This is a genomic window from Rhodoferax sp. MLSD5-FHT05B10 (genome assembly GCF_058793415.1).
Genome location: NZ_JBXAFT010000003.1, coordinates 13,157 through 38,446, shown reverse-complemented (window position 1 = coordinate 38,446; position 25,290 = coordinate 13,157). Strand labels below are relative to the sequence as shown.

Annotated in this window: 22 protein-coding genes; 14 read left to right on the top strand and 8 right to left on the bottom strand. The window is 63.2% G+C overall.

The features are described 5' to 3' along the window. Nucleotides 1-136: 136 nt before the first annotated feature. Genes amrS through amrB form a run of 3 tightly spaced genes read right to left on the bottom strand, consistent with a single transcriptional unit; the run spans nucleotide 137 to nucleotide 2,611 of the window. Nucleotides 137-1,216: an AmmeMemoRadiSam system radical SAM enzyme gene (gene amrS / locus AC1Q5W_RS05220; RefSeq protein WP_492643082.1), complete on the bottom strand. Its 1,080-nt coding sequence runs from the start codon at nucleotides 1,214-1,216 to the stop codon at nucleotides 137-139. Next, a complete protein-coding gene (gene amrA, locus AC1Q5W_RS05215) occupies nucleotides 1,216-1,809 on the bottom strand; it encodes an AmmeMemoRadiSam system protein A (RefSeq protein ID WP_492643081.1) in 594 nt (197 codons plus the stop codon). Before amrA ends, amrS begins: the two co-directional genes overlap by 1 nt. Next, entirely contained in the window at nucleotides 1,796-2,611 is an 816-nt protein-coding gene (amrB, locus tag AC1Q5W_RS05210; protein WP_492643080.1) for an AmmeMemoRadiSam system protein B, read from the bottom strand. Before amrB ends, amrA begins: the two co-directional genes overlap by 14 nt. Before the next feature lie 145 nt (nucleotides 2,612-2,756). Between amrB and AC1Q5W_RS05205 the strand changes: the two genes are divergently transcribed. Beyond that, the gene (locus AC1Q5W_RS05205; RefSeq protein WP_492643079.1) at nucleotides 2,757-3,317 is read left to right on the top strand and encodes a phosphoribosyltransferase family protein; all 561 of its coding nucleotides are present in this window, start codon (nucleotides 2,757-2,759) and stop codon (nucleotides 3,315-3,317) included. Nucleotides 3,318-3,324: 7 nt separating this feature from the next. Here the strand turns inward: AC1Q5W_RS05205 and AC1Q5W_RS05200 are convergent, their stop codons facing one another. After that, nucleotides 3,325-4,233: an SPFH domain-containing protein gene (locus AC1Q5W_RS05200; RefSeq protein ID WP_492643078.1), complete on the bottom strand. Its 909-nt coding sequence runs from the start codon at nucleotides 4,231-4,233 to the stop codon at nucleotides 3,325-3,327. A gap of 51 nt (nucleotides 4,234-4,284) precedes the next feature. Beyond that, nucleotides 4,285-4,710, bottom strand: a complete 426-nt coding sequence (locus AC1Q5W_RS05195; protein ID WP_492643077.1) for an NfeD family protein — start codon at nucleotides 4,708-4,710, stop codon at nucleotides 4,285-4,287. Between the two features lie 129 nt (nucleotides 4,711-4,839). Between AC1Q5W_RS05195 and AC1Q5W_RS05190 the strand changes: the two genes are divergently transcribed. Then, entirely contained in the window at nucleotides 4,840-7,107 is a 2,268-nt protein-coding gene (locus AC1Q5W_RS05190) for an Orn/Lys/Arg family decarboxylase (RefSeq protein WP_492643076.1), read from the top strand. A 99-nt stretch (nucleotides 7,108-7,206) separates the two neighbouring features. Here the strand turns inward: AC1Q5W_RS05190 and fabI are convergent, their stop codons facing one another. Continuing rightward, nucleotides 7,207-8,010: an enoyl-ACP reductase FabI gene (gene fabI / locus AC1Q5W_RS05185; protein WP_492643075.1), complete on the bottom strand. Its 804-nt coding sequence runs from the start codon at nucleotides 8,008-8,010 to the stop codon at nucleotides 7,207-7,209. Between the two features lie 43 nt (nucleotides 8,011-8,053). Here fabI and AC1Q5W_RS05180 point away from each other — a divergent pair, with 43 nt between their 5' ends. From AC1Q5W_RS05180 to AC1Q5W_RS05125, 12 genes are all read left to right on the top strand, one after another. Next, the gene (locus tag AC1Q5W_RS05180) at nucleotides 8,054-9,862 is read left to right on the top strand and encodes an extracellular solute-binding protein (protein WP_492643074.1); all 1,809 of its coding nucleotides are present in this window, start codon (nucleotides 8,054-8,056) and stop codon (nucleotides 9,860-9,862) included. A gap of 3 nt (nucleotides 9,863-9,865) precedes the next feature. Further along, the gene (locus AC1Q5W_RS05175; protein ID WP_492643073.1) at nucleotides 9,866-10,891 is read left to right on the top strand and encodes a microcin C ABC transporter permease YejB; all 1,026 of its coding nucleotides are present in this window, start codon (nucleotides 9,866-9,868) and stop codon (nucleotides 10,889-10,891) included. Continuing rightward, nucleotides 10,875-11,933 (top strand): ABC transporter permease, encoded by a 1,059-nt coding sequence (locus AC1Q5W_RS05170; protein WP_492643072.1) that lies wholly within the window; start codon nucleotides 10,875-10,877, stop codon nucleotides 11,931-11,933. Before AC1Q5W_RS05175 ends, AC1Q5W_RS05170 begins: the two co-directional genes overlap by 17 nt. Beyond that, nucleotides 11,930-13,522: an ABC transporter ATP-binding protein gene (locus AC1Q5W_RS05165; protein ID WP_492643071.1), complete on the top strand. Its 1,593-nt coding sequence runs from the start codon at nucleotides 11,930-11,932 to the stop codon at nucleotides 13,520-13,522. Before AC1Q5W_RS05170 ends, AC1Q5W_RS05165 begins: the two co-directional genes overlap by 4 nt. A gap of 120 nt (nucleotides 13,523-13,642) precedes the next feature. Next, entirely contained in the window at nucleotides 13,643-14,248 is a 606-nt protein-coding gene (gene rimP / locus AC1Q5W_RS05160; protein WP_492643070.1) for a ribosome maturation factor RimP, read from the top strand. 91 nt (nucleotides 14,249-14,339) lie between these two features. Next, nucleotides 14,340-15,836, top strand: a complete 1,497-nt coding sequence (gene nusA, locus AC1Q5W_RS05155) for a transcription termination factor NusA (RefSeq protein ID WP_492643069.1) — start codon at nucleotides 14,340-14,342, stop codon at nucleotides 15,834-15,836. A 24-nt stretch (nucleotides 15,837-15,860) separates the two neighbouring features. Continuing rightward, nucleotides 15,861-18,728, top strand: coding sequence for a translation initiation factor IF-2 (gene infB / locus AC1Q5W_RS05150; RefSeq protein WP_492643068.1), 2,868 nt, complete (start codon nucleotides 15,861-15,863; stop codon nucleotides 18,726-18,728). Between the two features lie 13 nt (nucleotides 18,729-18,741). Then, nucleotides 18,742-19,116, top strand: a complete 375-nt coding sequence (gene rbfA / locus AC1Q5W_RS05145; protein ID WP_492643067.1) for a 30S ribosome-binding factor RbfA — start codon at nucleotides 18,742-18,744, stop codon at nucleotides 19,114-19,116. A 4-nt stretch (nucleotides 19,117-19,120) separates the two neighbouring features. After that, nucleotides 19,121-20,098 (top strand): tRNA pseudouridine(55) synthase TruB, encoded by a 978-nt coding sequence (gene truB, locus AC1Q5W_RS05140; protein ID WP_492643066.1) that lies wholly within the window; start codon nucleotides 19,121-19,123, stop codon nucleotides 20,096-20,098. Continuing rightward, nucleotides 20,095-21,918 (top strand): translational GTPase TypA, encoded by a 1,824-nt coding sequence (gene typA / locus AC1Q5W_RS05135; protein WP_492643065.1) that lies wholly within the window; start codon nucleotides 20,095-20,097, stop codon nucleotides 21,916-21,918. The genes truB and typA overlap by 4 nt, the downstream gene beginning before the upstream one ends. Before the next feature lie 55 nt (nucleotides 21,919-21,973). Then, nucleotides 21,974-22,816, top strand: a complete 843-nt coding sequence (locus tag AC1Q5W_RS05130; protein ID WP_492646104.1) for a DMT family transporter — start codon at nucleotides 21,974-21,976, stop codon at nucleotides 22,814-22,816. Beyond that, nucleotides 22,813-23,925 (top strand): enoyl-CoA hydratase/isomerase family protein, encoded by a 1,113-nt coding sequence (locus AC1Q5W_RS05125; RefSeq protein ID WP_492643064.1) that lies wholly within the window; start codon nucleotides 22,813-22,815, stop codon nucleotides 23,923-23,925. Before AC1Q5W_RS05130 ends, AC1Q5W_RS05125 begins: the two co-directional genes overlap by 4 nt. On the opposite strand, the gene AC1Q5W_RS05120 is transcribed toward AC1Q5W_RS05125, so the two are convergent. Both AC1Q5W_RS05120 and AC1Q5W_RS05115 read right to left on the bottom strand, forming a co-directional pair. Then, complete coding sequence (locus AC1Q5W_RS05120) at nucleotides 23,926-24,744, bottom strand: anti-sigma factor family protein (RefSeq protein WP_492643063.1); 819 nt, start codon at nucleotides 24,742-24,744, stop codon at nucleotides 23,926-23,928. Next, a complete protein-coding gene (locus AC1Q5W_RS05115) occupies nucleotides 24,741-25,286 on the bottom strand; it encodes a sigma-70 family RNA polymerase sigma factor (RefSeq protein ID WP_492643062.1) in 546 nt (181 codons plus the stop codon). Before AC1Q5W_RS05115 ends, AC1Q5W_RS05120 begins: the two co-directional genes overlap by 4 nt. Between the last annotated feature and the right edge of the window lie 4 nt (nucleotides 25,287-25,290).

Genomic DNA, 25,290 nt, shown 5'->3' with positions numbered 1-25,290 from the left:
ATTCAAGAATCCCGCCTGCTCCGCCAGAAAAAGAAAAGCCCCGTAGTGCATTGCGCTACGGGGCTTTTCCCATTCCAGGGCCTGTTTCCCTGGGCTGTATGCCAGGTCATCCGGGCTCGGCCGGATCGGGCGGTTTTTACCTGGCTGTGATCGCAACCGGAATCCGTCTGCGACCGAAATCTCCTGGCAACGGATCAAAGCGGCCCGCCAGGGCCATGCCACAGTCCGGGCAATGGCCGCTTCCGGTGAGACGGTACTGCTTGATTTCATACCAGTCGCGCACGACCAGCGGGGCGTGGCAGCCCGCGCACAAGGTGGTGTCACCTTCGTGGTGGTGCACGTTGCCGGTGTACACGTGGAGAAGCCCCTCCCGCAAGGCGATCTGGCGTGCCCGTATGAGAGTCGCCGGAGGCGTGGCGGGAACATCGGGCATTTTGTGGTCCGGATGGAAGGCCGAAAAATGGATGGGCACATCGGGCCCCAGCTCTTTCATGACCCAGCGGCTCAGGGCGGTGAGTTCGGCGTCGGAGTCGTTATGGCCTGGAATCAATAGCGTGGTGATTTCAAACCAGACGTTGGTTTCATGGCGCAGGTACACCAGCGTGTCGAGCACCGGCTGCAGGTGTGAACCGGTCAACTTGAAATAGAAGTCGTCGGTGAAGGCCTTGAGATCCACATTGGCGGCGTCCATCTTGGCGTAAAAGTCGCGCCGTGCCTGATCGTGCATGTAACCTGCCGTGACGGCTACGGTCTGGATGCCGCGTGCGTGGCAGGCATCGGCCACGTCCATGGCGTATTCGGCAAAAATGACCGGGTCGTTGTAGGTGAAGGCCACGCTCTTGCAGCCGTATTTCTCGGCTTCCATGGCAATGCCTTCAGGCGAAGCCTGATCCATCAGGCGGTCCATGTCCCGCGATTTGCTGATGTCCCAGTTCTGGCAGAACTTGCAGGCCAGGTTGCAGCCGGCTGTGCCAAATGAGAGCACGCTGCTGCCCGGGTAGAAGTGGTTCAGCGGTTTTTTCTCGATCGGGTCGATGCAAAAGCCCGACGAGCGCCCATAGGTGGTGAGGATCATCTGATCCCCCTGGCGTGCACGCACAAAGCAGGCGCCGCGCTGGCCTTCGCGCAGCCTACAGTCGCGGGGACATAGGTCGCACTGGATGCGGCCATCATCCATCCGATGCCAGTAGCGGCCCGGGTAGGTGGATTCCTGCATCATGTCCTCCGGATTTTGTTGGCAGCCTCTGCTGCGAGGGGAAAGTCTGCCTCCTTCCACTTGCTGACGGTGTAGCGTTGCATCCGCACATCGGGGGCCCAGAAGTCCGGTGACAGTCCGGCCTTGCGTTTCAAGTGGGCCATAAATGCAGAAGCTGCTGGCAGCTGCTCCCAAACCTGCGGCAGAAAGGTGGCGCGAAAGTGGCCGTATTCGAACAGCACACCGTCGACGCCCGGCCGCAGTTGCGCCAATGCGTCGGCCTGGCTGGAGAAGGCCATGGCTTGCATCGACGACAGCAGGGACACCTCGATTTCCGTGTGCTCCAGTTCCCGTGCGACCAGGGGTGAAAAGCGTGGGTCCTGAAAAGCGGCTGCCCGGGCGTTGGCCTTGACGTCGGCGAGCAAGGGGCGGCGGGCTTCCAGTGTGCCGATGCAGCCACGCAGTTCGCCCTGCTGGGTCAGTGTGACGAAGCAGGCACCCAGTTCCTGCAGCCAGGGAGCCTCTTCACTGGCGTCGAGCTGCTGTCCCAGGGCACCGGCTATCGATGCCCGGGCAATGGGCAGCAGGGTTTGTCCCGGGTTAGTGGAGGTCATGGGGCGGCTCCGTGAAGGCAATGGCGGTGTAGCCCACTACGCGCTGCTTGTCGCCAGCGGTATCGCCGGAGTTGCACAGCTCCAGCAGGCGGGGGGTGAGATGGTGGTGCCGGGCGGCGAGGAGCAACCCATTGATTGGGGTGCCACCGCAGGCTTGTTCGTGCTGGATCGGTCCGTCCAGGTTCAGGATACGCTGCACGGTGCCTTGGTCGACGCCCTGTGCTGTGCGGTAGGGCAGGAAATGGGAGAGGTCGGAACTGACCACAACCAGTGTTTCCGGGCCACCCCAGAGCGCTTCCAGCACTTGTGCCACTTCGGTTGGCGTGGCATCCCCTACGGCCAGGGGAAGGAGCGTGAAATCCTGCAGCACAGTCTGCAGAAAGGGCAATTGCACCTCCAGCGAGTGTTCGGGCGCGTGGGCGGCAGGGCTGGTAACGACCTGCGGCAGATGCGCCAGTGTCGCTACGGCGTCCAGGTCAATCGGAATCTCTCCCAGCGGAGTGGCAAAGGCGGTGGCTCCGGGCAGGGCCAGGCCGCGGACGGCGACCCGGTGCACCGGGCCCAACAGCACCACCCGGCGGATGGTGCCGCGGGCGGCGGCCAGCTGCGCGTAGGCGAGGGCGGCGGTGGGGCCCGAATAGATGTAGCCGGCGTGGGGCACGATCAGCGCCTTGGGCACCTCCACGCTGCCATTAACCTGTGCCTGGGCGGCGCGCAGCAGGTTGTCGACCGTGCTGGCCAACGCTGGCCCCTGCCCCGGGTAAAAGGCACCGGCAACTGCGGGACGGCGGACGTTGGACATGGCGGCTTCCAGAAAATGGATTGGAGACCTGTGACGTGAGGATGACTTGTGACTTATCAAGTCTGCCCGGGGTCGCCGATTGAAAATGGATTTCCGTGGTATGGGTTCTGGGTGTGATTTGATGTAAGTCAATTTGGAGGTCGTGATGACGGTGGAGCAACGCACGACGGTTTACGGCAGCCGGGAGCTTCATGCCGTGCTCGACACCATGGCCGCGGCGCTTGCGGCGAAACTGGCGGGTATTGAACGGGTGTCGTTGGTCGGGGTGCTGCGTCGCGGTGCGCCGCTGGCGGACCAGCTGTTTGAGCGCCTGAAGCCGCTTTTGCCTGCCACGGATGTGGAGCGCATCGACCTGTCGATCAAGCGCTATGCCGACGATCTGACCCTGTTGCATCCGCAGACGCAGCTGACCGAGCAGCCCGAGCACGCCCACATCGACTTGTCAGGCCGGGTGGTGGTCGTGGTGGACGACGTCCTTTACTGCGGGTTCTCGATGTTTCGGGCAGTCCAATACCTGCTGACCAAGGGCGTCAAGACCGTCCATGCTGTGGTGCTGGTGGATCGCGCCTGTGCCACTTTGCCCGTGCGCGCAGATGTTTGTGGTCTGACTCTCCAGGTGGCGCCAGGACACATCGTCGAATGCCATGTTCCCCCGTACGAGCCGTCCTGGCAGATCGTGCTGGTCCAGCCGGCCACGCCGGACTGAGCCACGTCTACTTCGGGAGCTGGGCCATTTTCATGGCAGAACCGATCAGCGCGGCCACTTCGGTCATGTTGCTGGGCACGATAAGGGTGGTGGTGGCCTCGGCTGCCACTTTGGAGTAGGCGTCGACCGCCTTTTCAGCCACTTTCAGTTGCACCGCCTGGTCGCCGCCGGGCTGGCGAATGGCGGCTGCCACACGCTCGATGGCCTGGGCGTTGGCCTCGGCCACGGCCAGAATGGAGGCCGCTTCACCCTGGGCTTTGTTGATGGCTGCCTGTTTTTCGCCCTCCGAGCGGGCAATGAAAGCCTCGCGCTCACCGGTCGCAATGTTGATCTGCTCCTGGCGGCGGCCTTCGGACGCGGCAATCAGGGCCCGCTTCTCGCGCTCTGCGGTAATTTGCTGCTGCATGGCATGCAGGATTTCCTTGGGCGGTGTCAGGTCCTTGATCTCGTAGCGCAGTACCTTCACCCCCCAGTTCAGGGCCGCTTCGTCAATGGCCTGCACCACCTGGGCGTTGATGATGTCCCGCTCCTCGAAGGTCTTGTCCAGCTCCAGCTTGCCGATGACCGAGCGCAGCGAGGTCTGCGCCAGCTGCGAGATAGCCATGATGTAGTTGCTCGAGCCGTAACTGGCGCGCATGGCGTCGGTCACCTGGAAATACAGGATGCCGTCCACTTGCAACTGTGTGTTGTCACGGGTGATGCAGACCTGGCTGGGGATGTCCAGCGGAATCTCCTTCAGGACATGTTTGTAGGCCACCCGGTCAATGAAGGGCATCAAGAAACTGAGCCCGGGTGTCAGGGTGCCGTTGTATTTGCCCAGCCGCTCCACCACCCAGGCGTGTTGCTGGGGTACGACTTTCACCGACTTGACGATGAAAAGCACGGCAATCACCAGTAATACCAATCCGATTTGCATGGGGTTTCCTTCCTGAAAACAAAAAAAGCCTGGCCCGGGGTCAGCCCGGGTTTACAAAGGGGTCACGACCAGCCGGCTGCCCACCACCTCGGCCACACGGTACTTGCCGGCTGGCAGGGGGCCCACCGCGGTGCAGGATACCGCCCAGTTGGCCCCCCGGTACTTCACCGTGGCCGTGCCATCCGGGTTCCAGGCGTCCACCTGCACGGTTTCGCCGATATCCAGATTCACGTCGTGGTTGGCACTGGCAGGTGCCGACGCCGGCTGCGCCTGCCGGTACTGGCGCCAGCCCAGCACCGCCCCCACGCCCACCACGGCCGCCACCACAATCTGCCCCGCGGGGGACATGCCACCGTGGGCGGCCAGAGCCCCAGCCCCCAAGCCGATGGCCAGCATCAGCAGGTAGAAGGTGCCGGTCAGCAACTCGATTCCAATGGCAGTGCCGGTCAGCAGCCACCAGAGAGTGGATTCGGCCATAAGGTCCTTGCGTGTGTTGTGATCGCGACATTTTGAAGCAAAAGGACCGTACTAAAACCGTCAGGAGTCAATTAGTCCTTACACTTCGCGCCTGTTTTCTCCATTTTTCGCCGTTGGACGGGGCCTGTCATGAAATTTCGCTTTCCCATTGTCATCATTGACGAAGACTTTCGTTCCGAAAACACATCGGGGCTGGGTATCCGTGCCTTGGCGCATGCCATCGAAACTGAAGGGTTTGAAGTGCTGGGTGTGACCAGTTACGGCGATTTGAGCCAGTTTGCCCAGCAGCAGAGCCGCGCCAGCGCGTTTATCCTGTCGATTGACGACGAGGAGTTCACGCCCGGGCCGGACCTGGACCCGGCCGTGCTCAACCTGCGCCACTTCATTGAGGAGGTGCGGCGCAAGAACCTGGATGTGCCCATTTACGTCTATGGCGAGACCAAGACCTCGCGCCACATCCCCAACGACATCCTGCGCGAGTTGCACGGCTTCATCCACATGTTCGAGGACACGCCCGAATTTGTGGCGCGCCACATCATCCGTGAGGCCAAGAGCTATCTGGAAGGCGTGCAGCCTCCGTTTTTCAAGGCCCTGCTGGACTATGCCGACAACGGCTCCTACTCCTGGCACTGCCCGGGTCACTCGGGGGGCGTGGCCTTTCTCAAGAGCCCGGTGGGTCAGATGTACCACCAGTTCTATGGCGAGAACATGCTGCGCGCCGACGTCTGCAACGCGGTGGAGGAGCTGGGCCAGTTGCTGGACCACAACGGCGCCATTGGCGAGAGCGAACGCAACGCGGCTCGCATCTTCAATGCCGACCACTGTTTCTTCGTGACCAACGGCACCAGCACCAGCAACAAGATTGTCTGGCACCACACCGTGGCACCGGGCGATGTGGTGGTGGTGGACCGCAACTGCCACAAGTCCATCCTGCACGCCATCATCATGACCGGGGCCATTCCCGTGTTCCTGAAGCCCACGCGCAACCACTTCGGCATCATTGGCCCGATTCCGAAGGAGGAGTTCGAGCCGGCAGCCATCCAGCGCAAGATCAGCGCCAACCCGCTGCTCAAGGGGGTGGATGCCAAGGCCGTCAAGCCGCGGGTGATGACCATTACCCAGTCCACCTACGACGGGGTGCTCTACAACACCGAAACCATCAAGAAGATGCTCGATGGCTACGTGGAGAACCTGCATTTCGACGAAGCCTGGCTGCCGCACGCGGCGTTTCATCCGTTCTACGGCACCTACCACGCCATGGGCAAGAACCGCGCTCGGCCCAAGGAAGCCGTGGTGTACGCCACCCAGTCCATCCACAAGCTGCTGGCCGGTATCAGCCAGGCCAGCCATGTGCTGGTGCAGGATTCGCAGACCACCAAACTGGACCGCCCGCTGTTCAACGAGGCGTACCTGATGCACACCTCCACGTCACCGCAGTACAGCATCATTGCCAGCTGCGACGTGGCCGCCGCCATGATGGAGCCCCCCGGCGGCACGGCCCTGGTGGAGGAGAGCATTGCCGAAGCCCTGGACTTCCGCCGCGCCATGCGCAAGGTCGACGAGGAGTACGGCGACGACTGGTGGTTCAAGGTCTGGGGACCGGACAAGCTGGTGGAGGAGGGCATCGGCCGCGCCACCGACTGGATCATCAAGGGCGAATCCAAGAACGCCAAGGCTAACTGGCACGGTTTCGGCAAGATGGCCACCGGCTTCAACATGCTGGACCCCATCAAGTCCACCATCGTCACCCCGGGCATGGACCTGAACGGCAAGTTCGCCAAGACCGGCATTCCGGCCAGCATCGTGACCAAGTTCCTGACCGAGCACGGCGTGGTGGTGGAAAAGACCGGGCTCTACAGCTTCTTCATCATGTTCACCATCGGCATCACCAAGGGCCGCTGGAACAGCATGCTGACCGCGCTGCAGCAGTTCAAGGACGACTACGCCAAGAACCAGCCCATGTGGCGCATCCTGCCGGAGTTCTGCAAGGCGCATCCCATCTACGAGAAGATGGGCCTGGCCGATCTGTGCCAGCACGTGCACGCGCTGTACGCCAAGTACGACATTGCCCGGCTGACCACCGACATGTACCTCAGCGATCTGACGCCGGCCATGAAGCCCAGCGACGCCTACGCCCACATCGCCTTACGCAAGACCGAGCGGGTGGAGATCGATCACCTGGAAGGCCGCATCACGGTGGGTCTGGTCACGCCGTACCCGCCCGGCATTCCGCTGTTGATTCCGGGCGAGGTGTTCAACAAGAAGATCGTCGACTACCTCAAGTTCTCGCGTGAATTCAATGCCAAGTGCCCGGGGTTTGAAACCGACATCCACGGCCTGGTGGAGGAACGCGACGCCGACGGCGTCAAGCGCTACTACGCCGACTGCGTGAAATAAGCCGACCGGTAGACAAAAAAAATAGCGCCCTTGAGGCGCTATTTTTTTGATAGCTGTCAGCGCAGAGTTTGCGGGTCTGACAGCCGTTTTTCTATGCAATCAGATGGGGTTGTTCTCGGCGACGCCCATGGTCTTGCTGTGCCCGCCGTCCACGTAGGTGATTTCGGCCGTCATGCCGCTGGCCAGGTCGCTGAGCAGGAATGCCGCGACATTGCCCACTTCCTCGATCGTCACGTTGCGGCGCGAGGGTGCAGCTGCCGCCACGTAGCTGAGCAGCTTGCCAAAGTCTTTGATGCCGCTGGCCGCCAGTGTCTTGATGGGGCCGGCGCTGATGCCGTTGACGCGGATGTTGCGGCCATCCTTCGTGACGCCCACCGCTTCGGCCAGGTAGCGTACCGAGGCTTCCAGGGCGGCTTTGGCCAGACCCATGGTGTTGTAGTTCGGGACAATGCGTTCCGCGCCGAGGTAGCTCAGGGTCAGCAGCGCCGACTTGTCGTTCAGATACGGCAGTGCGGCCTTGGCCAGGGCCGGGAAACTGTAGGCGCTGATGTCCTGCGCGACGCGGTAGCTCTCGCGGTTCAGGCCGTCCAGGAAATTGCCGGCAATGGCTTCGCGTGGGGCAAAACCAATGCTGTGCACAAAGCCATCGAAGGTGGGCCAGGTCTTGGCCAGGTCCCGGAACATCTTGTCAATCTGCTCGTCGCTGCTGACGTCGCAATCGAAAATCAACTTGGAATCAAACTCGGCCGCAAACTCGGTAATGCGGTCCTTGAAGCGCTCGCCCACGTAGCTGAACGCCAGCTCCGCGCCCTGAGCATGACAGGCCTGGGCAATGCCATACGCGATGGAGCGGTTGGACAATACACCCGTGATCAACAATTTCTTGCCTGTTAAAAATCCCATTTCGTCCTCTTATCAATTGCGTGTCTTGGTGCAGAATTGTCGCATGCGAACCCCCCTGATTTTTGTGCTGTCACTGATCGCGTCATTGACGGTGCAAACCAGCTGGGCCGCGCACGGCTATTCCTTGTGGGGGGAACTGAAATATCCGCCCCACTTTGCGCATTTTGCCTATGTCAATCCCGATGCCCCCAAAGGCGGGGAATTGCGGCTGGTCAGCAACCAGCGGACTTCCACGTTCGACAAGTACAACCCGTTCACCATCAAGGGGTCGGCGCCGGCGTATCTGACCAACCTGATGTTCGACTCCCTGCTCGCGGGCTCGCTGGACGAAACGGCTGCCGGCTACGGCCTGCTGGCGCAGGATGTGACGGTGGCTCCCGACGGTCTGAGCGCGACGTTCAGGCTACGACCCCAGGCCCGCTTCCACAACGGCGATCCGGTGCTGGCACAGGACGTCAAATACAGTTTCGATACCCTGGTCGGTCCGTATGCCTCGCCGGGTTACCGCACCGTGCTGGAGGACGTGGCGGGTGCCGAGGTGGTGGATGCACAGACGGTGCGGTTTCGCTTTAAACGCCCCAACCGCGAGTTGCCACTGACCGTGGGTGGCCTGCCCATCTTCAGCCACCAGTGGGGCGTGGTGGACGGCAAGGCCAAGCCCTTTGACCAGGTGGTCATGGACATGCCCATCGGCAGTGGCCCCTACCGTATCGGTCCGGTCAACTTTGGCAAGGACATCACCTACGTACGCGATCCGCAGTACTGGGCCAAAGACCTCAATGTGCGTCGCGGCACCGCCAATTTCGACCGCATCACGGTCAAGATCTACAAGGACAACACGGCCCGCCTGGAGGCGCTCAAGGCTGGTGAATTCGATCTGATGCGCTTTTTCTCCGCCGGCGACTGGGCGCGTCGCGTCAATGGCAAGCGTTTTGATTCGGGTGAACTGGTCAAGGCCGAGTTCCGCCACCGCCTGCCCACGGGGTTTCAGAGCTATGTGCTCAATACCCGGCGTGACAAGCTCAAGGACGTGCGCGTGCGCCAGGCCCTGGGGCTGGCGCTGGACTTCGAGTGGATGAACCGCCAGATGTTCTACGGCGCCTACCAGCGGGTCCAGGGCATTTTCGGCAATACCGAGTGCCAGGCCACAGGTCTGCCCGATGCGCGGGAGCTGGCGCTGCTGGAGCCCTGGCGCCAGCAGCTTCCCGCCGCCGTGTTCGGTCCCATGGCGCAGGCACCGCGTACCGATGGGTCGCACAGCCTGCGCGAGAACCTGCGCCAGGCGCAGGCCTTGCTCCGGCAGGCGGGCTGGACGTACCGCGACGGCGCGCTGCGCAACGCCAACAACGAGGAGCTGGTGCTGGAATACCTCGACAGCAACGAAGCCGGAGCCCGTGTCGTCAGCCCCTGGGCACGCAACCTGGAGAAGATTGGTGTCAAGCTGGTGTTCCGCCCGGTGGACTTTGCGCTGTACCAGCAGCGGTTGCAGAAATTCGACTTTGACATCACCTCCCTGGCCTACCAGGGCACCAACAACCCCGGTCAGGAGTTTGCCGACCTGTTTGGCAGCAAGGCGGCCGACCAGGAGGATTCGGGCAACCACAGCGGCATCAAGAGCCCGGCCGTGGACGCACTCATCACGCGCCTGACGGGCGCCAAGCGCAAGGCCGATCTGCTGCCGGCCTGCCGGGCGCTGGACCGCGTCATCAGCCACAGCCACCTGCTGGTGCCGCAATGGTCGGCACCTACGCACCGCATGGCCTACAACGCCTGGCGGCTGGCGTTGCCGGCGCAGGTGCCGCCGTATTCCCAGGGCGAAACCTGGGCCATTGACACCTGGTGGACGAAGTAAACCATGTTGCTCTACACCTTGAAACGGCTGCTGCTGATGGTGCCCACGCTGCTGGGCGTTCTTCTGGTCACCTTTGCCGTGGTCCAGTTCGTGCCCGGCGGTCCGGTGGAGCAATACCTGGCCGAGGCCAAGGCCGGAGCAGGAACCAGCGCCGAGGGTGGGCTGAGTTACCGCGGGGCCCAGGGGGTGGACCCCCAACGCATCGCGCAGGCCAAGGCGCTGTACGGCTTTGACAAGCCCGCGCCCGAGCGCTTCTGGCAGATGCTGCAGCAGTTTGCCCGCTTCGACCTGGGCAGGAGTTTTTTCCAGAACCGTGCGGTCTCGGAGCTGATCTGGGAAAAACTGCCGGTGTCCATGAGTCTGGGGCTGTGGACCTTTTTCATCAGCTACCTCATTGCCGTGCCGCTGGGGGTTGCCAAGGCGGTGCGGGCCGGCTCCCGCTTTGATCTGGTGAGCACCTTGCTGATCCTGGTGGGCTATGCCATTCCGGGTTTTGTGCTGGGGGTGGCGCTGCTGGTCATCTTTGGCGGGCAACTGCAGTGGTTTCCCCTGCGCGGGCTCACGTCCAGCAACTGGGAGCAGATGGCCTGGGGCGCACGCATCGTCGACTATCTATGGCACATCGCCTTGCCGGTCACGGCCATGGTCATGGGCAGCTTTGCCGTCACCGCCATGCTGACCAAGAATGCCTTTCTGGAGGAGATTCGCAAGCAGTACGTGGTGACGGCCCGTGCCAAGGGACTCTCAGAGCGCCAGGTGCTGTGGCGCCATGTGATGCGCAACGCGCTCATTCCCATCATTACCGGGTTTCCGGCCGCTTTTGTGGGGGCGTTCTTCACTGGTTCGCTGCTGATCGAGACCCTGTTTTCCCTGGACGGACTGGGCTTGCTGAGCTACGAAAGCGTGATTCGCCGGGACTACCCGGTGGTCATGGGAACCCTGTACCTATTCACTCTCATCGGGTTGGTGACCAAACTGGTTTCCGACCTTTGTTACGTCTGGGCGGACCCGCGTGTCAAATTCGACTGATACCCCGACCCCCGTGCACTACCCCAGCCCGTCCCGGCGGGCGTGGCTGCGCTTCAAGCGCAACCGGCTGGGCTACGTGAGCCTGCTGGTGTTCTGTGCCCTGCTGCTGGTCAGCCTGCTGGCCGAACTGGTGTCCAACGACCGGCCGCTGGTGGTGGTGTACCAGGGGCAGACCTATTTCCCGATGTGGAAGGATTACCCCGAAACCACCTTTGGCGGAGATTTCGCCACCCCCACCGACTACCTGGACCCGTTCATTCGCCAGCGCTTGCGGGAGCCGGGCAACTGGGCGTTGTTTGCCCCCAATCCCTACGGCCCCAAGACGCTCAATTACTTTGCCGCCGAGCCCAATCCCTCCGGCCCGAGCCGGGCCAACTGGCTGGGCACGGACGACCGGGGCCGGGACCTGCTGGCGCAGCTGATTTACGGTTTCCGGGTGAGTGTGCTGTTTGCCCTGGCGCTGACGATCACCGGGGTGGTCCTGGGCGTTGTCACGGGGGCGGTGCAGGGGTTCTTTGGCGGCAAGACCGATCTGGCCTTCCAGCGCTTCATTGAAATCTGGAGCGCCATGCCGGAGCTGTACCTGCTGATCATTTTCAGTGCGGTCTTTGCCCCCAGCATTGCCCTGTTGCTGGTGCTGCTGAGCCTGTTTGGCTGGATGGGCCTGTCCGACTATGTGCGTGCCGAATTCCTGCGCAACCGCCAGCTGGACTACGTGCGCGCTGCCCGGGCACTGGGCGTGTCCAACTGGACCATCATCGTGCGCCATGTGCTGCCCAACAGCATGACGCCGGTGGTCACCTTTCTGCCATTTCGCATGAGCGGCGCCATCCTGGCCCTGACTTCGCTGGACTTTTTGGGGCTGGGCGTGCCGCCCGGAACCCCGTCGCTGGGAGAGTTGCTGTCGCAGGGCAAGAACAACATCGATGCCTGGTGGATTTCGCTCTCCACCTTTGCCGTTCTGGTCGTCACGCTGCTGCTGCTGACACTGATGGGCGATGCCCTGCGGGACGCGTTGGACCCCCGAAAGGCGGAAACATGAGCGCGCCCCTGCTGCAGGTGCAGGACTTGAGCGTGTCGTTCGCGGGCCGCGAGGTGGTGCACGGGCTTGAGTTCCAGATCCAGCCCGGAGAGAAACTGGCGCTGGTGGGGGAGTCGGGCTCCGGCAAGACGGTCACGGCCCTGAGCCTGTTGGGCCTGGCCCAGGGCGCCAGCGTCTGGGGGCAGGCGCTGTTTGCGCAGGCGCAGGGCCGCGTGGACCTGCTGCAGTTGCCGCCGCGCCAGCTGCAGGCCCTGCGCGGCCAGGACGTTGCAATGATCTTCCAGGAGCCCATGACGGCCCTGAACCCGGTTCTCACCATTGGCGAGCAGATCGCCGAAGTTTTACAGTTGAAAAGAGGTTTGGGGCCCGCAGAATCTGCGCAAGTAGCTATTCAATTGATAGCAGATACCGGCATCGCGGAGCCGCAGCGGCGCGCCAGGGCCTACCCGCACCAACTGTCGGGCGGCCAGCGCCAGCGGGCCATGATTGCCATGGCGCTGGCGTGCAACCCACAACTGCTGCTGGCCGATGAGCCCACCACGGCGCTGGACGTCACGGTGCGTCAGCAGATCCTGGACCTGTTGACGCAACTGCAGCAGTCCCGCGGCATGGCGGTGCTGCTCATCACCCACGACCTGAACCTGGTGCGCCGGTTCGCCGACCGGGTGGCCGTGATGGAAGACGGCCATATCGTGGAGCAGGGGACCGTGGAGGTGGTGTTTGCCGCGCCCCGGCATCCCTACACCCGGCGCCTGCTCGACAGCCGGCCGGTGCGCGACGTGGTGCTGCCGCTGGCGAACGCGCCGGCGGCCCTGACGGCACGCGGTGTGCAGGTGAGTTACCCGGTGCCTCAACCGGGCTTGCGCGGTTGGTTCCACAGCGGCGCCTTTGTGGCGGTTGCCGGGGCCGATTTGGACCTGCCCTGCGGCCAGACACTGGGGGTGGTGGGGGAGTCCGGTTCCGGCAAGTCGACCCTGGCGCTGGCGGTGCTGGGCCTGTTGCGGTTTACGGGTTCCCTGGAGGTCATGGGCCAGCGCTGGGGCACGGCGGACGACCGGGCCTTGCGCCAGCGCGTGCAGGTGGTGTTCCAGGACCCGTTTGGCTCGCTGTCTCCCCGCCTGACCGTGGAGGCTGTGGTGGGTGAGGGCCTGCTGGTGCACGAGCCGGCGCTGGATGCCGGTGCCCGCCGGGCACGTGTTCTGGCCGCACTGGCCGAGGTCGGGCTCAATGAGAGCCAGTTCCCCGGCCTCCTGCAACGCTATCCGCACCAGTTTTCGGGGGGGCAGCGCCAGCGCATTGCCATTGCCCGGGCCCTGATCGTGCAGCCCCGGCTGCTGGTACTGGATGAGCCCACCAGCGCGCTGGACGTGAGCATGGGGCAGCAGATCCTGCAACTGCTGCAGCGGCTGCAACGCGAGCACGGATTGGCGTATCTGCTGATCACCCACGACGTGGCGGTGATCCGTGCCATGGCCCACCAGGTGGTGGTGATGCAGGCCGGGCAGATTGTTGAAAGTGGGCCGGTGGAGCAGGTGTTTGAGCAGCCGCGGCAGGAATACACCCGGATTTTGCTGGCAGCCGCCGAATAATTCCTTACGAATCAAGGCACTTAGGCCTCTTTTGCAGTACAATCCAAGCTCACGACCAAACGGGCGGGTAATTACCGCCCGTTTTTTTTGGCCGATTGTTTTTGAACGGACTGAATCGAAGTGGCATTGCAGGACATTGTTGAACAAACCGTGCGCGGTCTGGGATATGACCTGGTGGAGATTGAACGCTCCGCCGGTGGCCTGCTGCGCGTCACCATCGATTTGCCGTGGGTGAAGCCCGCCGAAGGCGCGGTGACACCGGAGCAGTTCATCAATGTGGAAGACTGCGAAAAAGTCAACCGCCAGCTGCAGTTCGCGCTGGAAGTGGATGGCATCGAGTACAAGCGGCTGGAGATTTCCTCGCCCGGTATCGACCGCCCCTTGCGCCATGCGCAGGATTTTGAGCGTTTCGTCGGCCATGTGGTCGACCTGACGTTGAAGGCGCCCATTGGCGCAGCGGCCAGTGGCACCGTCAACGCCAATCGCAAGAAATTTCGCGGCACGCTGGAGCGTGTGGTGGCGCAGGATGGTTCGGTGGGCTGGCAAATCGTCTGGAGCGATGCGCCGGAGGCCAAGCCCGGCCAGCGGGTGAGCAAAAAACGGGTGCCGCCGCCGTTGCAGGCCATGGGGTTCACCCTGGACGAGCTGCGGGATGCGCGACTGGCCCCTCTTGTGAGCTTCAAGGGCCGCGGTGCGGCGGGCGCAGGCGAGGGCGACGCCGGATAGGCAATGGCGGGCAACGGGTTCCTGGTGAACCGGGGCCCTGGATTTTTTGGGTTTTGTATTGGTTAAATCGAGTGTTCAGGAGAGTCATGGCATGAATCGCGAACTGTTGATGCTGGTAGAAGCAATCTCACGTGAAAAGAACGTAGAGCGTGATGTGGTGTTGGGTGCCGTCGAGGCGGCCCTGGCCCAGGCGACCAAAAAGCTGTACCCCGGCGATGTGGATATCCGCGTCGCACTGGACCGCGATAGCGGCAACTACGAAACCTTCCGCCGCTGGCACGTGGTCCCCGATGAAGCGGGCCTGCAGCTGCCGGACCAGGAAATCCTGCTGTTCGAAGCCAAGGAGCAGATTCCGGACATCGAGGTGGATGAGTACATCGAGGAAACCGTGCCGTCCGTGCCCATCGGGCGCATTGGCGCCATGGCGGCCAAGCAGGTGATCCTGCAGAAGATCCGCGACGCCGAGCGCGAGATGCTGCTCAACGAGTTCATGTCCCGCGGCGAGAAAATCTTCGTCGGCACGGTCAAGCGCATGGACAAGGGCGACATCATTGTGGAAAGCGGCCGCGTCGAAGGCCGTCTGCGCCGCAGCGAGATGATCCCCAAGGAAAACCTGCGCACCGGCGATCGCGTTCGCGCCATGATCATGGAAGTGGACCTGACCCTGCGCGGCGCTCCCATCCTGTTGTCGCGCTCCGCACCGGAATTCATGGTGGAACTGTTCCGCCAGGAAGTGCCGGAAATCGAGCAAGGCCTGCTGGAGATCAAGTCCTGCGCCCGTGACCCCGGTTCGCGCGCCAAGATCGCCGTGCTGTCGCACGACAAGCGGGTGGACCCCATCGGTACCTGCGTCGGTGTGCGTGGCACCCGCGTCAACGGCGTGACCAACGAGCTCGCCGGCGAGCGCGTGGACATCGTGCTGTGGAGCGAAGACCCAGCCCAGTTCGTGATTGGCGCGCTGGCGCCGGCCAACGTGTCCTCCATCGTGGTGGATGAAGAGCGCCACGCCATGGACGTGGTGGTGGACGAAGAGAACCTGGCCATTGCGATCGGCCGTGGCGGCCAGAACGTGCGCTTGGCCTCGGACCTCACCGGCTGGCGCATCAACATTCTGGATGCCGCCGAGTCGGCCCAGAAGCTGGCCAACGAAACCGATTCCGGCCGCAAGCTGTTCATGGAAAAGCTCGATGTGGACGAGGAAATCGCCGACATCCTGATTGCCGAAGGTTTCACCAGCCTGGAAGAAGTGGCCTATGTGCCGCTGCAGGAAATGCTGGAAATCGAAAGCTTCGACGAGGAAACTGTCAACGAGCTGCGCACCCGCGCCAAGAACGCCTTGCTGACGATGGAAATCGCACACGAGGAGAGCGTGGATGAAGTCTCCCAGAACCTGCGCGACCTCGAAGGCCTGACTCCCGAACTGATCGGCAAGCTGGCAGACGGCGGCGTGCACACCCGCGACGATCTGGCCGATCTGGCCGTTGACGAACTCACAGAAATCACCGGCCAGTCTGCGGACGAAGCCAAGACCCTGATCATGAAGGCGCGCGAGCATTGGTTCACCAATGACGCCGCTTCTCACGAGTAATGGTCATGAAAGGTTACATAACAAATGTCCAGTACGACAGTCGCCGAGTTTGCAAATGAACTCAAAAAATCTACCGATACGCTGCTTGAGCAACTGAAGTCGGCCGGGGTGGCCAAAAAGGCCGCCTCCGATGTCCTGACCGATGCCGACAAGCACAGCCTCTTGACTTACCTGCAGAGCAGCCACGGTACGGCCAGCCCTGAGCGCAAGAAGATCACGTTGGTTAAGAAGCAGACCACAGAAATCAAGCAGGCCGACGCCACCGGCAAGGCACGCACCATCCAGGTCGAAGTGCGCAAGAAGCGTACGTTCGTGCGCCGTGATGACGATGTCGTGCAACCCGCCGACGCGCCGGAACCGGAAGTCGCCGTGCAGGAACCTGCGGCACCGGTGATTGACCACGCCGAACTCGCACGCCGCGAGGAAGAGGCACGCCGGCAGGCCGAGCTGATCCGCCGCCAGGAAGAAGACCTGGTGGAAAAACGGCGTCAGCGCGAGGCAGACGAAAAGCGGGAGCGGGAAGCCGAAGAGCGCGCTGCCAGCTATGCCGCCGCCGAGCAGGAGAAGAAGATCCAGGCGTCTGTCAGCAAGACTGAAGCCAGCGCCGAGGCCGCTGAAGCGGCTGCGGTGCGTGCCGCCGCTCAGGCGGAAACGCGTGAAAAAGCCGCTGCCGAATCCAAGGCCCGCTCCGATGAAGAGGCAGCCCGCGCCGTGGACCTGAACGAGCGCCGCCGCAAGGCCGAAGCCGAGGCGGCTGCCATTCGCTCCATGATGTCGGCGCCCAAGCGCGTGCTGGTGGCGCAGAAGCCCGAAGAAGCCAAGCCCGCAGCGGCTGGCGTGAAGGGCACGTTGCACAAGCCCGCTGCCGGCACGACCGCCGCCAAGCCGGCCAAGCCCGCCGCAGCCGGTGCGCCGGGCACAGCTCCCGCCGGTGCCGGCAAGGAAGTGAAGTCCGCCAAGCTCTCCAGCAGCTGGGCCGGTGATCCGGCCAAGAAGAAGGCCATTCCCACCCGGGGCGACACCGGCGCGGGTGCGGGTCGCTCGACCAACTGGCGTGCGGGTCCCCGCGGCCGCCGTGGCGGCAATGACCGGGGCGACCGTGAAAACCAGCCGATGATGGCACCCGTGGAGGCGCGCGTGCTGGAAGTGCACGTGCCTGAAACCATTACCGTGGCCGAACTGGCGCACAAGATGTCCGTCAAGGCCTCCGAGGTCATCAAGCACCTGATGAAGCTGGGCCAGATGGTCACCATCAACCAGCCGTTGGACCAGGACACCGCCATGATCGTGGTGGAAGAAATGGGCCACAAGGCCGTTGTAGCCTCACTGGACGACCCCGAAGCATTCACGATTGATGAAGTGGCGCAGCAAGACGCGGAGCTGCTGCCCCGCGCGCCCGTGGTCACCGTCATGGGCCACGTGGACCACGGCAAGACCTCCTTGCTGGACTACATCCGTCGCGCCAAGGTGGCCTCGGGCGAAGCCGGTGGCATTACCCAGCACATTGGTGCCTACCACGTGGAAACCCCCCGCGGCATGGTGTCCTTCTTGGATACTCCCGGTCACGAGGCTTTCTCGGCCATGCGTGCCCGCGGCGCCAATGCAACCGACATCGTCATTCTGGTGGTGGCAGCAGACGACGGCGTCATGCCCCAGACCAAGGAAGCGATCAAGCACGCCAAGGCGGCTGGTGTTCCCATCGTGGTGGCGATCAACAAGATCGACAAGCCCGATGCCAACCCCGAGCGCGTGAAGAACGAGCTGGTGGTGGAAGAGGTGGTGCCGGAAGAGTTCGGCGGCGAGTCGCCCTTCGTGCCCGTGTCGGCCAAGACCGGCCAGGGTATCGACGAGCTGCTGGAGCAGGTGCTGCTGCAGGCCGAAGTGCTGGAACTCAAGGCTCCTGTCGATGCCATGGCCAAGGGCCTGGTGATCGAAGCCCGTCTGGACAAGGGACGCGGTCCCGTGGCCACCATCCTGGTGCAGTCCGGTACGCTCAAGACCGGCGACGTGGTGCTGGCTGGCCAGACCTACGGCCGTGTGCGTGCCATGCTGGACGAGAACGGCAAGACCATCAAGACGGCTGGCCCCTCCATTCCGGTGGAAATCCAGGGCCTGACCGAAGTGCCGCAAGCCGGCGACGAGTTCATGATCCTGGCGGACGAGCGCCGTGCCCGTGAGATCGCCACCTACCGTGCCGGCAAGTTCCGCAACACCAAGCTGGCCAAGCAGCAGGCCGCCAAGCTGGAGAACATGTTCACCGACATGACCGCTGGCGAAGTGAAGCTGGTCCCCATCATCGTCAAGGCCGACGTGCAGGGTTCGCAGGAAGCGTTGGCGCAGTCGCTGCTCAAGCTCTCCACGGACGAGGTCAAGGTGCAGATGGTGTACACCGCCGTGGGCGCCATCAGCGAGTCCGATGTCAACCTGGCGATTGCCTCCAAGGCCATCATCATTGGTTTCAACACCCGTGCCGATGCCGGCGCCCGCAAGCTGGCCGAAGGCAACGGTGTGGACATTCGCTACTACGACATCATTTACGATGCCGTCGACGACCTCAAGCTGGCCATGTCGGGCATGCTGACGCCGGACAAGAAGGAAGAAGTCATCGGTACGGCCGAGATTCGCCAGGTGCTCAAGGTGTCCAAGATCGGCTCCATCGCGGGTTGTATGGTTACCTCGGGTGTGGTGCGCCGCACCGCCAAGCTGCGCCTGCTGCGTGGCAACGTGGTCATCTACACCGGCGAGCTCGATTCGCTCAAGCGTTTCAAGGACGATGCCAAGGAAGTCAAGGAAGGTTTCGAGTGCGGCTTGACCGTCAAGAACTACAACGACATCCAGGAAGGCGATGCGCTGGAGTTCTTCGAAATCCGCGAAATCGCCCGGACCCTGTAATCGGTAGCCAACCATGGTGCGCAAGAAGTCATCCACCCCGAACCGCGGTTTCCGCGTGGCCGATCAGATCCAGCGGGATCTGACGGAGTTGATCGCCCGCGAGTTGAAAGACCCGCGGGTGGGGATGGTGACGATCCAGTCCGTGGAAGTCACGCCCGATTACGCGCATGCCAAGGTGTTCTTCAGCCTGCTCAAGGGTGATCCGGTGGAAACGGCGGAAGGTCTGAATCAGGCGGCGGGCTTTTTGCGCGCCGGACTGTTCAAGCGTCTGCACATCCATACCGTTCCCACCCTGCATTTCCTGTTTGACCGGACTACCGAACGAGCGGCCGACATGAACGCCCTGATCGCGCAGGCGGTTGCTTCGCGTTCCAAAAACGAGGAGTGACGGGATGAATGCGCCGCGTGCACGGGTTGCCAGGCGCCCCGTGCATGGGGTGTTGTTGCTGGACAAGCCCATCGGGCTGTCAAGCAACCAGGCTTTGCAGAAGGCCAAGTGGCTGTTGCGGGCGGAAAAGGCGGGCCATACCGGTACGCTGGACCCGCTGGCCACAGGGGTGCTGCCCCTGTGTTTTGGTGCAGCGACCAAGTTCAGCCAGATGCATCTGGACGCCGACAAGACCTACCAGGCAATGGCCAGGCTGGGTATCAGGACGACGACCGGCGATGCCGAAGGCGAGGTGATTGAGGAGCGTGCCGTGCAGGTGACGGCGGACCAGTTGAAGGATGTGGTGCAACGGTTTACCGGCCCCATCCGCCAGGTCCCCCCCATGTACAGCGCGCTCAAGAAGGATGGAAAGGCCCTGTACGAGTACGCACGGGCCGGTGTGGAGGTGGAGCGGGCCGCGCGCGATGTCACAATTTATGAACTGGAAGTGACGCGAGACCTTGTGGATACTGCGCAGCCAGCTATTGAATTCATAGCGCACTGCAGCAAGGGGACCTATATCCGGACCCTGGGTGAAGATATGGGAGCAGCGCTGGGTTGCGGTGCGCACCTCACGGCCTTGCGGCGAATCCGCACGGGGGCGTTCGAGCAGTCGCAGTGCATCACGCTGCAGGCCCTGGAAGCCATGGACGAGGACCAGCGTCTGGCCTGCCTGTTGCCGGTGGACATTCTGCTGGCAGGGCATGGGGTTGTCACACTGGACAGCGAGAATGCGGCACGGTTTTTGAGTGGAATGCGCAGACGTGGCCCCTGGCCCGATGCGGACAGGGTGGCGGTGTACGCCAGCAGCCCCCGGGCGTTGCTGGGAACCGCTCATGTGAAGGCGGGTGAGTTGATTCCGGGGCGGCTGCTGAGTCCGCTGGAAATCGGCGAAATCCAGGCACAGCAAGAGTTATTCAAGTTAGCAGAAAGTGAAATATGAGTACTAAACAGATCCGTAACATCGCCATCATCGCCCACGTTGACCATGGCAAAACCACCATGGTGGACCAGCTCCTGCGCCAGTCTGGCACCTTCGCTGAGCACGAAAAAGTGGTCGACACCGTGATGGACAACAACGCCATTGAAAAAGAGCGCGGCATCACGATTCTGGCCAAGAACTGCGCCGTGAGCTGGGAAGGCACCCACATCAACATCGTCGACACCCCCGGACACGCGGATTTCGGCGGCGAAGTGGAGCGTGCCCTGAGCATGGTGGACGGTGTGGTGCTGCTGATCGACGCGCAGGAAGGCCCCATGCCCCAGACGCGCTTTGTCACCAAGAAGGCCCTGGCGCTGGGTCTCAAGCCCATCGTGGTGGTCAACAAGGTGGACAAGCCTGGTGCCAATCCGGACAAGGTGGTCAATGCCGCCTTCGATCTGTTCGACAAGCTGGGTGCAACCGACGAACAGCTGGACTTCCCCGTGGTCTACGCCTCCGGCATCAACGGCTGGTCGTCGATGGAAGAGGGCGCGCCAGGTGAGCAGTGGGGCCCCGACATGTCGGCCTTGTTCAACACCATTTTGAAACACGTGCCTTCGCAAAAGGGCGATCCGGCTGCACCGCTGCAACTGCAGATCTCCGCGCTGGACTTTTCCACCTTCGTGGGCCGCATTGGCGTGGGCCGCATCAGCCAGGGCACCATCAAGCCCAACATGGACGTGCTGGTGATGGAAGGTCCGGACGGCAAGACCGTCAAGGGCCGCATCAACCAGGTTCTGACGTTCCAGGGTCTGGACCGCGTGCAGGCCACCGAAGCCGGTCCGGGTGAAATCGTGCTGATCAACGGCATCACCGACATCGGCATCGGCGTTACGGTGACCGACCCCACCAACCCCGCTCCCTTGCCCATGCTCAAGGTCGACGAGCCCACGCTGACCATGAACTTCTGCGTGAACACCAGCCCCTTGGCCGGCCGCGAAGGCAAGTTTGTGACCAGCCGCCAGCTCTGGGACCGCCTGCAAAAGGAACTGCAGCACAACGTGGCTCTGCGCGTCAATGAAACCGACGAAGAAGGCGTTTTCGAAGTCATGGGCCGTGGTGAACTGCACCTGACCATCCTGCTGGAAAACATGCGCCGTGAAGGGTACGAAATGGCCGTGTCCAAGCCCCGCGTGATGTTCAAGGAAATCAATGGCGAGAAATGCGAGCCGATCGAGCTGGTCACCGCGGACATCGAAGAACAGCACCAGGGCGGCGTGATGCAGGCCTTGGGCGAGCGCAAGGGCGAACTGGTGAACATGGAGCCGGACGGCCGTGGTCGCGTGCGTCTGGAATACCGCATTCCGGCCCGTGGCCTGATTGGCTTCTCCAACGAATTCCTGAACCTGACCCGTGGTTCTGGCCTGATCGCCAATATTTTTGACTGCTACGAGCCGCACAAGGGCGAAATCGGTGGCCGCAAGAACGGCGTTCTGATCTCCATGGACGACGGTGAAATCTTCACCTACGCCCTGGGCAAGCTCGATGACCGCGGCCGCATGTTTGTGAAGGCCAATGATCCTGTGTACGAAGGCATGATCGTCGGCATCCACAGCCGCGACAACGACCTGGTGGTCAACGCCACGCGCACCAAGCAGCTGACCAACTTCCGGGTCTCCGGCAAGGAAGACGCGATCAAGATCACGCCTCCGATCGAGCTGACGCTGGAATACGGCGTGGAATTCATCGAAGACGACGAACTGGTTGAAATCACGCCCAAATCGGTGCGTCTGCGCAAGCGCCACCTGAAGGAAAGCGACCGCAAGCGCGCCAGCCGCTAAGCGCAGACCTGCAGGTTGTCGGGCCTTGACGCTCAGCCATAACCGGGCCATTGTGATGATGGTGGCGGTGACCCTGATGTGGTCCACCGCCGGCGTCATCACGCGCCATCTGGAGTTCGCCCGCAGTTTCGAAGTCACGTTCTGGCGGGCGTTTTTCACGGTGGTCACGCTGCTGGTGATCCTGCCCCTGATGCAGGGCCGGGCTTTCTTTGGCAAGTTCCGCCGCGCCGGCGCCGCCTTCTGGGCTTCGGCCGTGTGCTGGAGTGTCATGTTCACGGCCTTCATGGTGGCGCTGACCCTCACCACGGTGGGCAATGTGCTGGTGACCATGTCCATCGGGCCGTTGCTGACGGCGGTCATTGCACGCATTTTCATTGGCCACCGGGTGGCACCGCGCACCTGGGTCGCCATTGTGGTGGCGGGCCTGGGCATCGTCTACATGTACGCGTCGCAGCTCAGCGGCGTTACATGGGCTGGAACCCTGGTGGCCCTGTGCGTCCCCATTGCCGGGGCCACCAACTGGACCGTCACGCAGCACGCGCACGATCAGGGGCATGACGTCGATCTGGTGCCGGCGGTGCTGGCCGGCGCCGTCATTTCCGCCGGGCTGACCTTTCCCCTGGCGGTGCCATTCCAGGCCAATGCCCACGACCTGTCGCTGCTGGCGGTATTGGGCGTGGTGCAGCTGGCGCTGCCGTGCGTGCTCTCGGTGTGGTGCGCCAGGGTTCTGAAGGCGCCCGAAATTTCGCTGCTGCAGTTGCTGGAAGTCGTGTTCGGTATTCTGCTGGCATGGTTGGGAGCCAATGAGGTGCCCTCGTCATCGGTCCTGGCCGGTGGCACGCTGGTCATTGGTGCCCTGGTGGTCAACGAAGTGATTGGATGGAGACAACGCGCATGAAAGACGTTTTGACAGAAGTTCGCGGCCAGGTGGGCTGCATCACCCTGAACCGTTTCCGGGCCCTCAATGCCCTGTCGCTGGACATGGTGCGCAGCCTGACGGCTACGCTGCTGCAGTGGCAGGCAGACCCGGCCGTGCAGGCGGTGGCAATTCGGGGCACCAGCAAATCGCACGCCACGGGTGAGTGCGTCCCCTTTGGCGGTTTCTGCGCCGGCGGTGACATCCGCTTCTTTCACCAGGCGGCGCTGGTAGGCAACCCGGAGCTGGAAGACTTCTTCACCGAGGAGTACAGCCTCAACCACCTGATCCACAACTACACCAAACCCTACATTGCCTTCATGGACGGCATCGTCATGGGCGGCGGCATGGGCATCAGCCAGGGTGCGTCGCACCGGCTGGTGACGGCACGCACCAAGATGGCCATGCCGGAGACCAATATCGGCCTGTTTCCCGATGTCGGCGGCGGGCACTTCCTGAGCGCTTGTCCCGGACGGGCGGGGGAGTGGCTGGCGCTCACCGGCGAGGTGATCGACGGCGCCACGGCGCTGGCGCTGGGTCTGGCCGATGCCTGCCTTGACGTGGCCCGGCTGGACGCCGCCTGGGATGCGTTGGCGCAGATCGACTTCCGGGTGCCAGATGCCATCGCGCCCTGGCTTGCTACATATTCCATAGCTACCCACGCAGGTTCTGCGACCGATGCAGGCCAGATAGACCATTTTTTTGCCTTGGACTCGGTGCCCGCCATGGTGCAGGCACTGGAAGCCGACAGCAGTGCGTGGGCGCGCCACACCGCGGCCATTTTGCGCAAGCGCTCGCCGCTGATGCTGCATGTGGTGCTGGAGCAAGTCCGGCGCGCGCGCAGCATGACGCTGGCAGACGATTTGCGCATGGAACGCACCATGGTGCGCCACTGCTTCCAGACCCGCCATCTGGATCGCTGGGGCGCCAGCAGCGAAACCGTGGAAGGCATCCGCGCGCTGGCGGTGGACAAGGACCACCACCCGGCGTGGAACCCGGCGCGTATCGAGGACGTTACCCCGGCGATGGTGGAGCCCTTCTTTGTCAGCCCGTGGCCGGCCCACGCCCATCCGCTGCGGGACCTGGTGTAGTCACAGCTGGCGGTAAGTGGCCTGCGCGAGTTGCAGGAGCGTCTCCTTGGACACCTGGCCCGAGAGGGCATAGCCGAACCCCTGGTCTACCCAATAGAAGCTGGGGGCCGCACCATCTGCACTGAAGCGGAAGGCGGTTTCCTGCGGGGCGCCGCTTCCCGCCGGGGCAGCGTTGACCGTTCCGAGGTACAGGGTGATGCGATTGCCCGCCGCGTTCTGGAACATGAACTGGGCCCGTGCGCCCGATTCACCGGGCAGCAGCCGCCCACCAACCAAGTCATAGCCATGCTCGGTCAGATCGGGGACCTTGAGCGGTTTGCCCAGCCGTTTGGACAGCCACTGCACCAGGTGCGCCTGTTCGTTGGCCGTCACTTCAACCGGGTGCCGTACTTCGGGGGTGTACACCGCGTAGGCCAGGCCAGCCTGACGGACAAAGTCTGTCACCACCGGCGCCTTCGCCAGAAGGGCGGCGGGCTGGTGCAACTGCCACTGGCCGTGAAATAGCCAGCCCACGCCGAAGGACAGCACCACGCTGGCTGCCATGCCGCTCCAGCGCGTCCACTGCCGGGCGGTTTGTCGGGATGCATCCAGCTCCTGGGCGGCCGTCAGCAGGCTGGCAGCCACAGGTTCGTCCAGCATGCGTGGGTACAGGCCGCGCAGCTGCTCGCGCTGCTGCTGCCAGCGGGCCACCGTGGCCTGTGCGGCCGGGTCCTGCGCCAGGCGGGCTTCCAGTGCGGTGCGGTCCGGGGCGTTCACGCGCCCATCCACCAGCACATGGATTTCGTCGTCGGTCAGGGGGAGGGCGTGGGTCCTGTTCATGGTGTGGGTCGAGAAGGGCGGTGCAGGGGCGTCACGGTGCTTCCGGACGCGTGGGTATGTTCAGCGGGGGCGTCCAGCAAGGCCTGCAGGCGTGCCCGCGCCCGCGAGAGGCGGGACATCACCGTGCCAATAGGCGTGCCGGTAATGCGGGCTACGTCGGCGTACGCCATGTCTTCCAGCGTCACCAGCAGCAGGACGGTGCGTTGTTCCTCGGGCAACTGCAGCAGGCAGCGCTGCAGATCCAGCGCCAGGTCCTGCGCGGTATCGGGTGCAGCCAATTCGTGGGCTACCTCGTCCAGATCCAGCGTGGTGCCCGAGCGGCGCTGGCGGGTCAGGCGGCGCAGGTCGCTGACAAAGAGGTTGTGCATCAGCGTAAACAGCCAGGCCCGCAGATCGCTGCCTACCAGCCACAGCCGCCACCGGGAGCAGGCGCGCTCCAGCGTGTCCTGCACCAGGTCGTCAGCGGCCCAGGCGTCTCCGGTCAGGGCGCGGGCGTAGCGGCGCAGCCCCGGAATCTGCTGGACCAGTTCCGGGCGTTCCATTGCA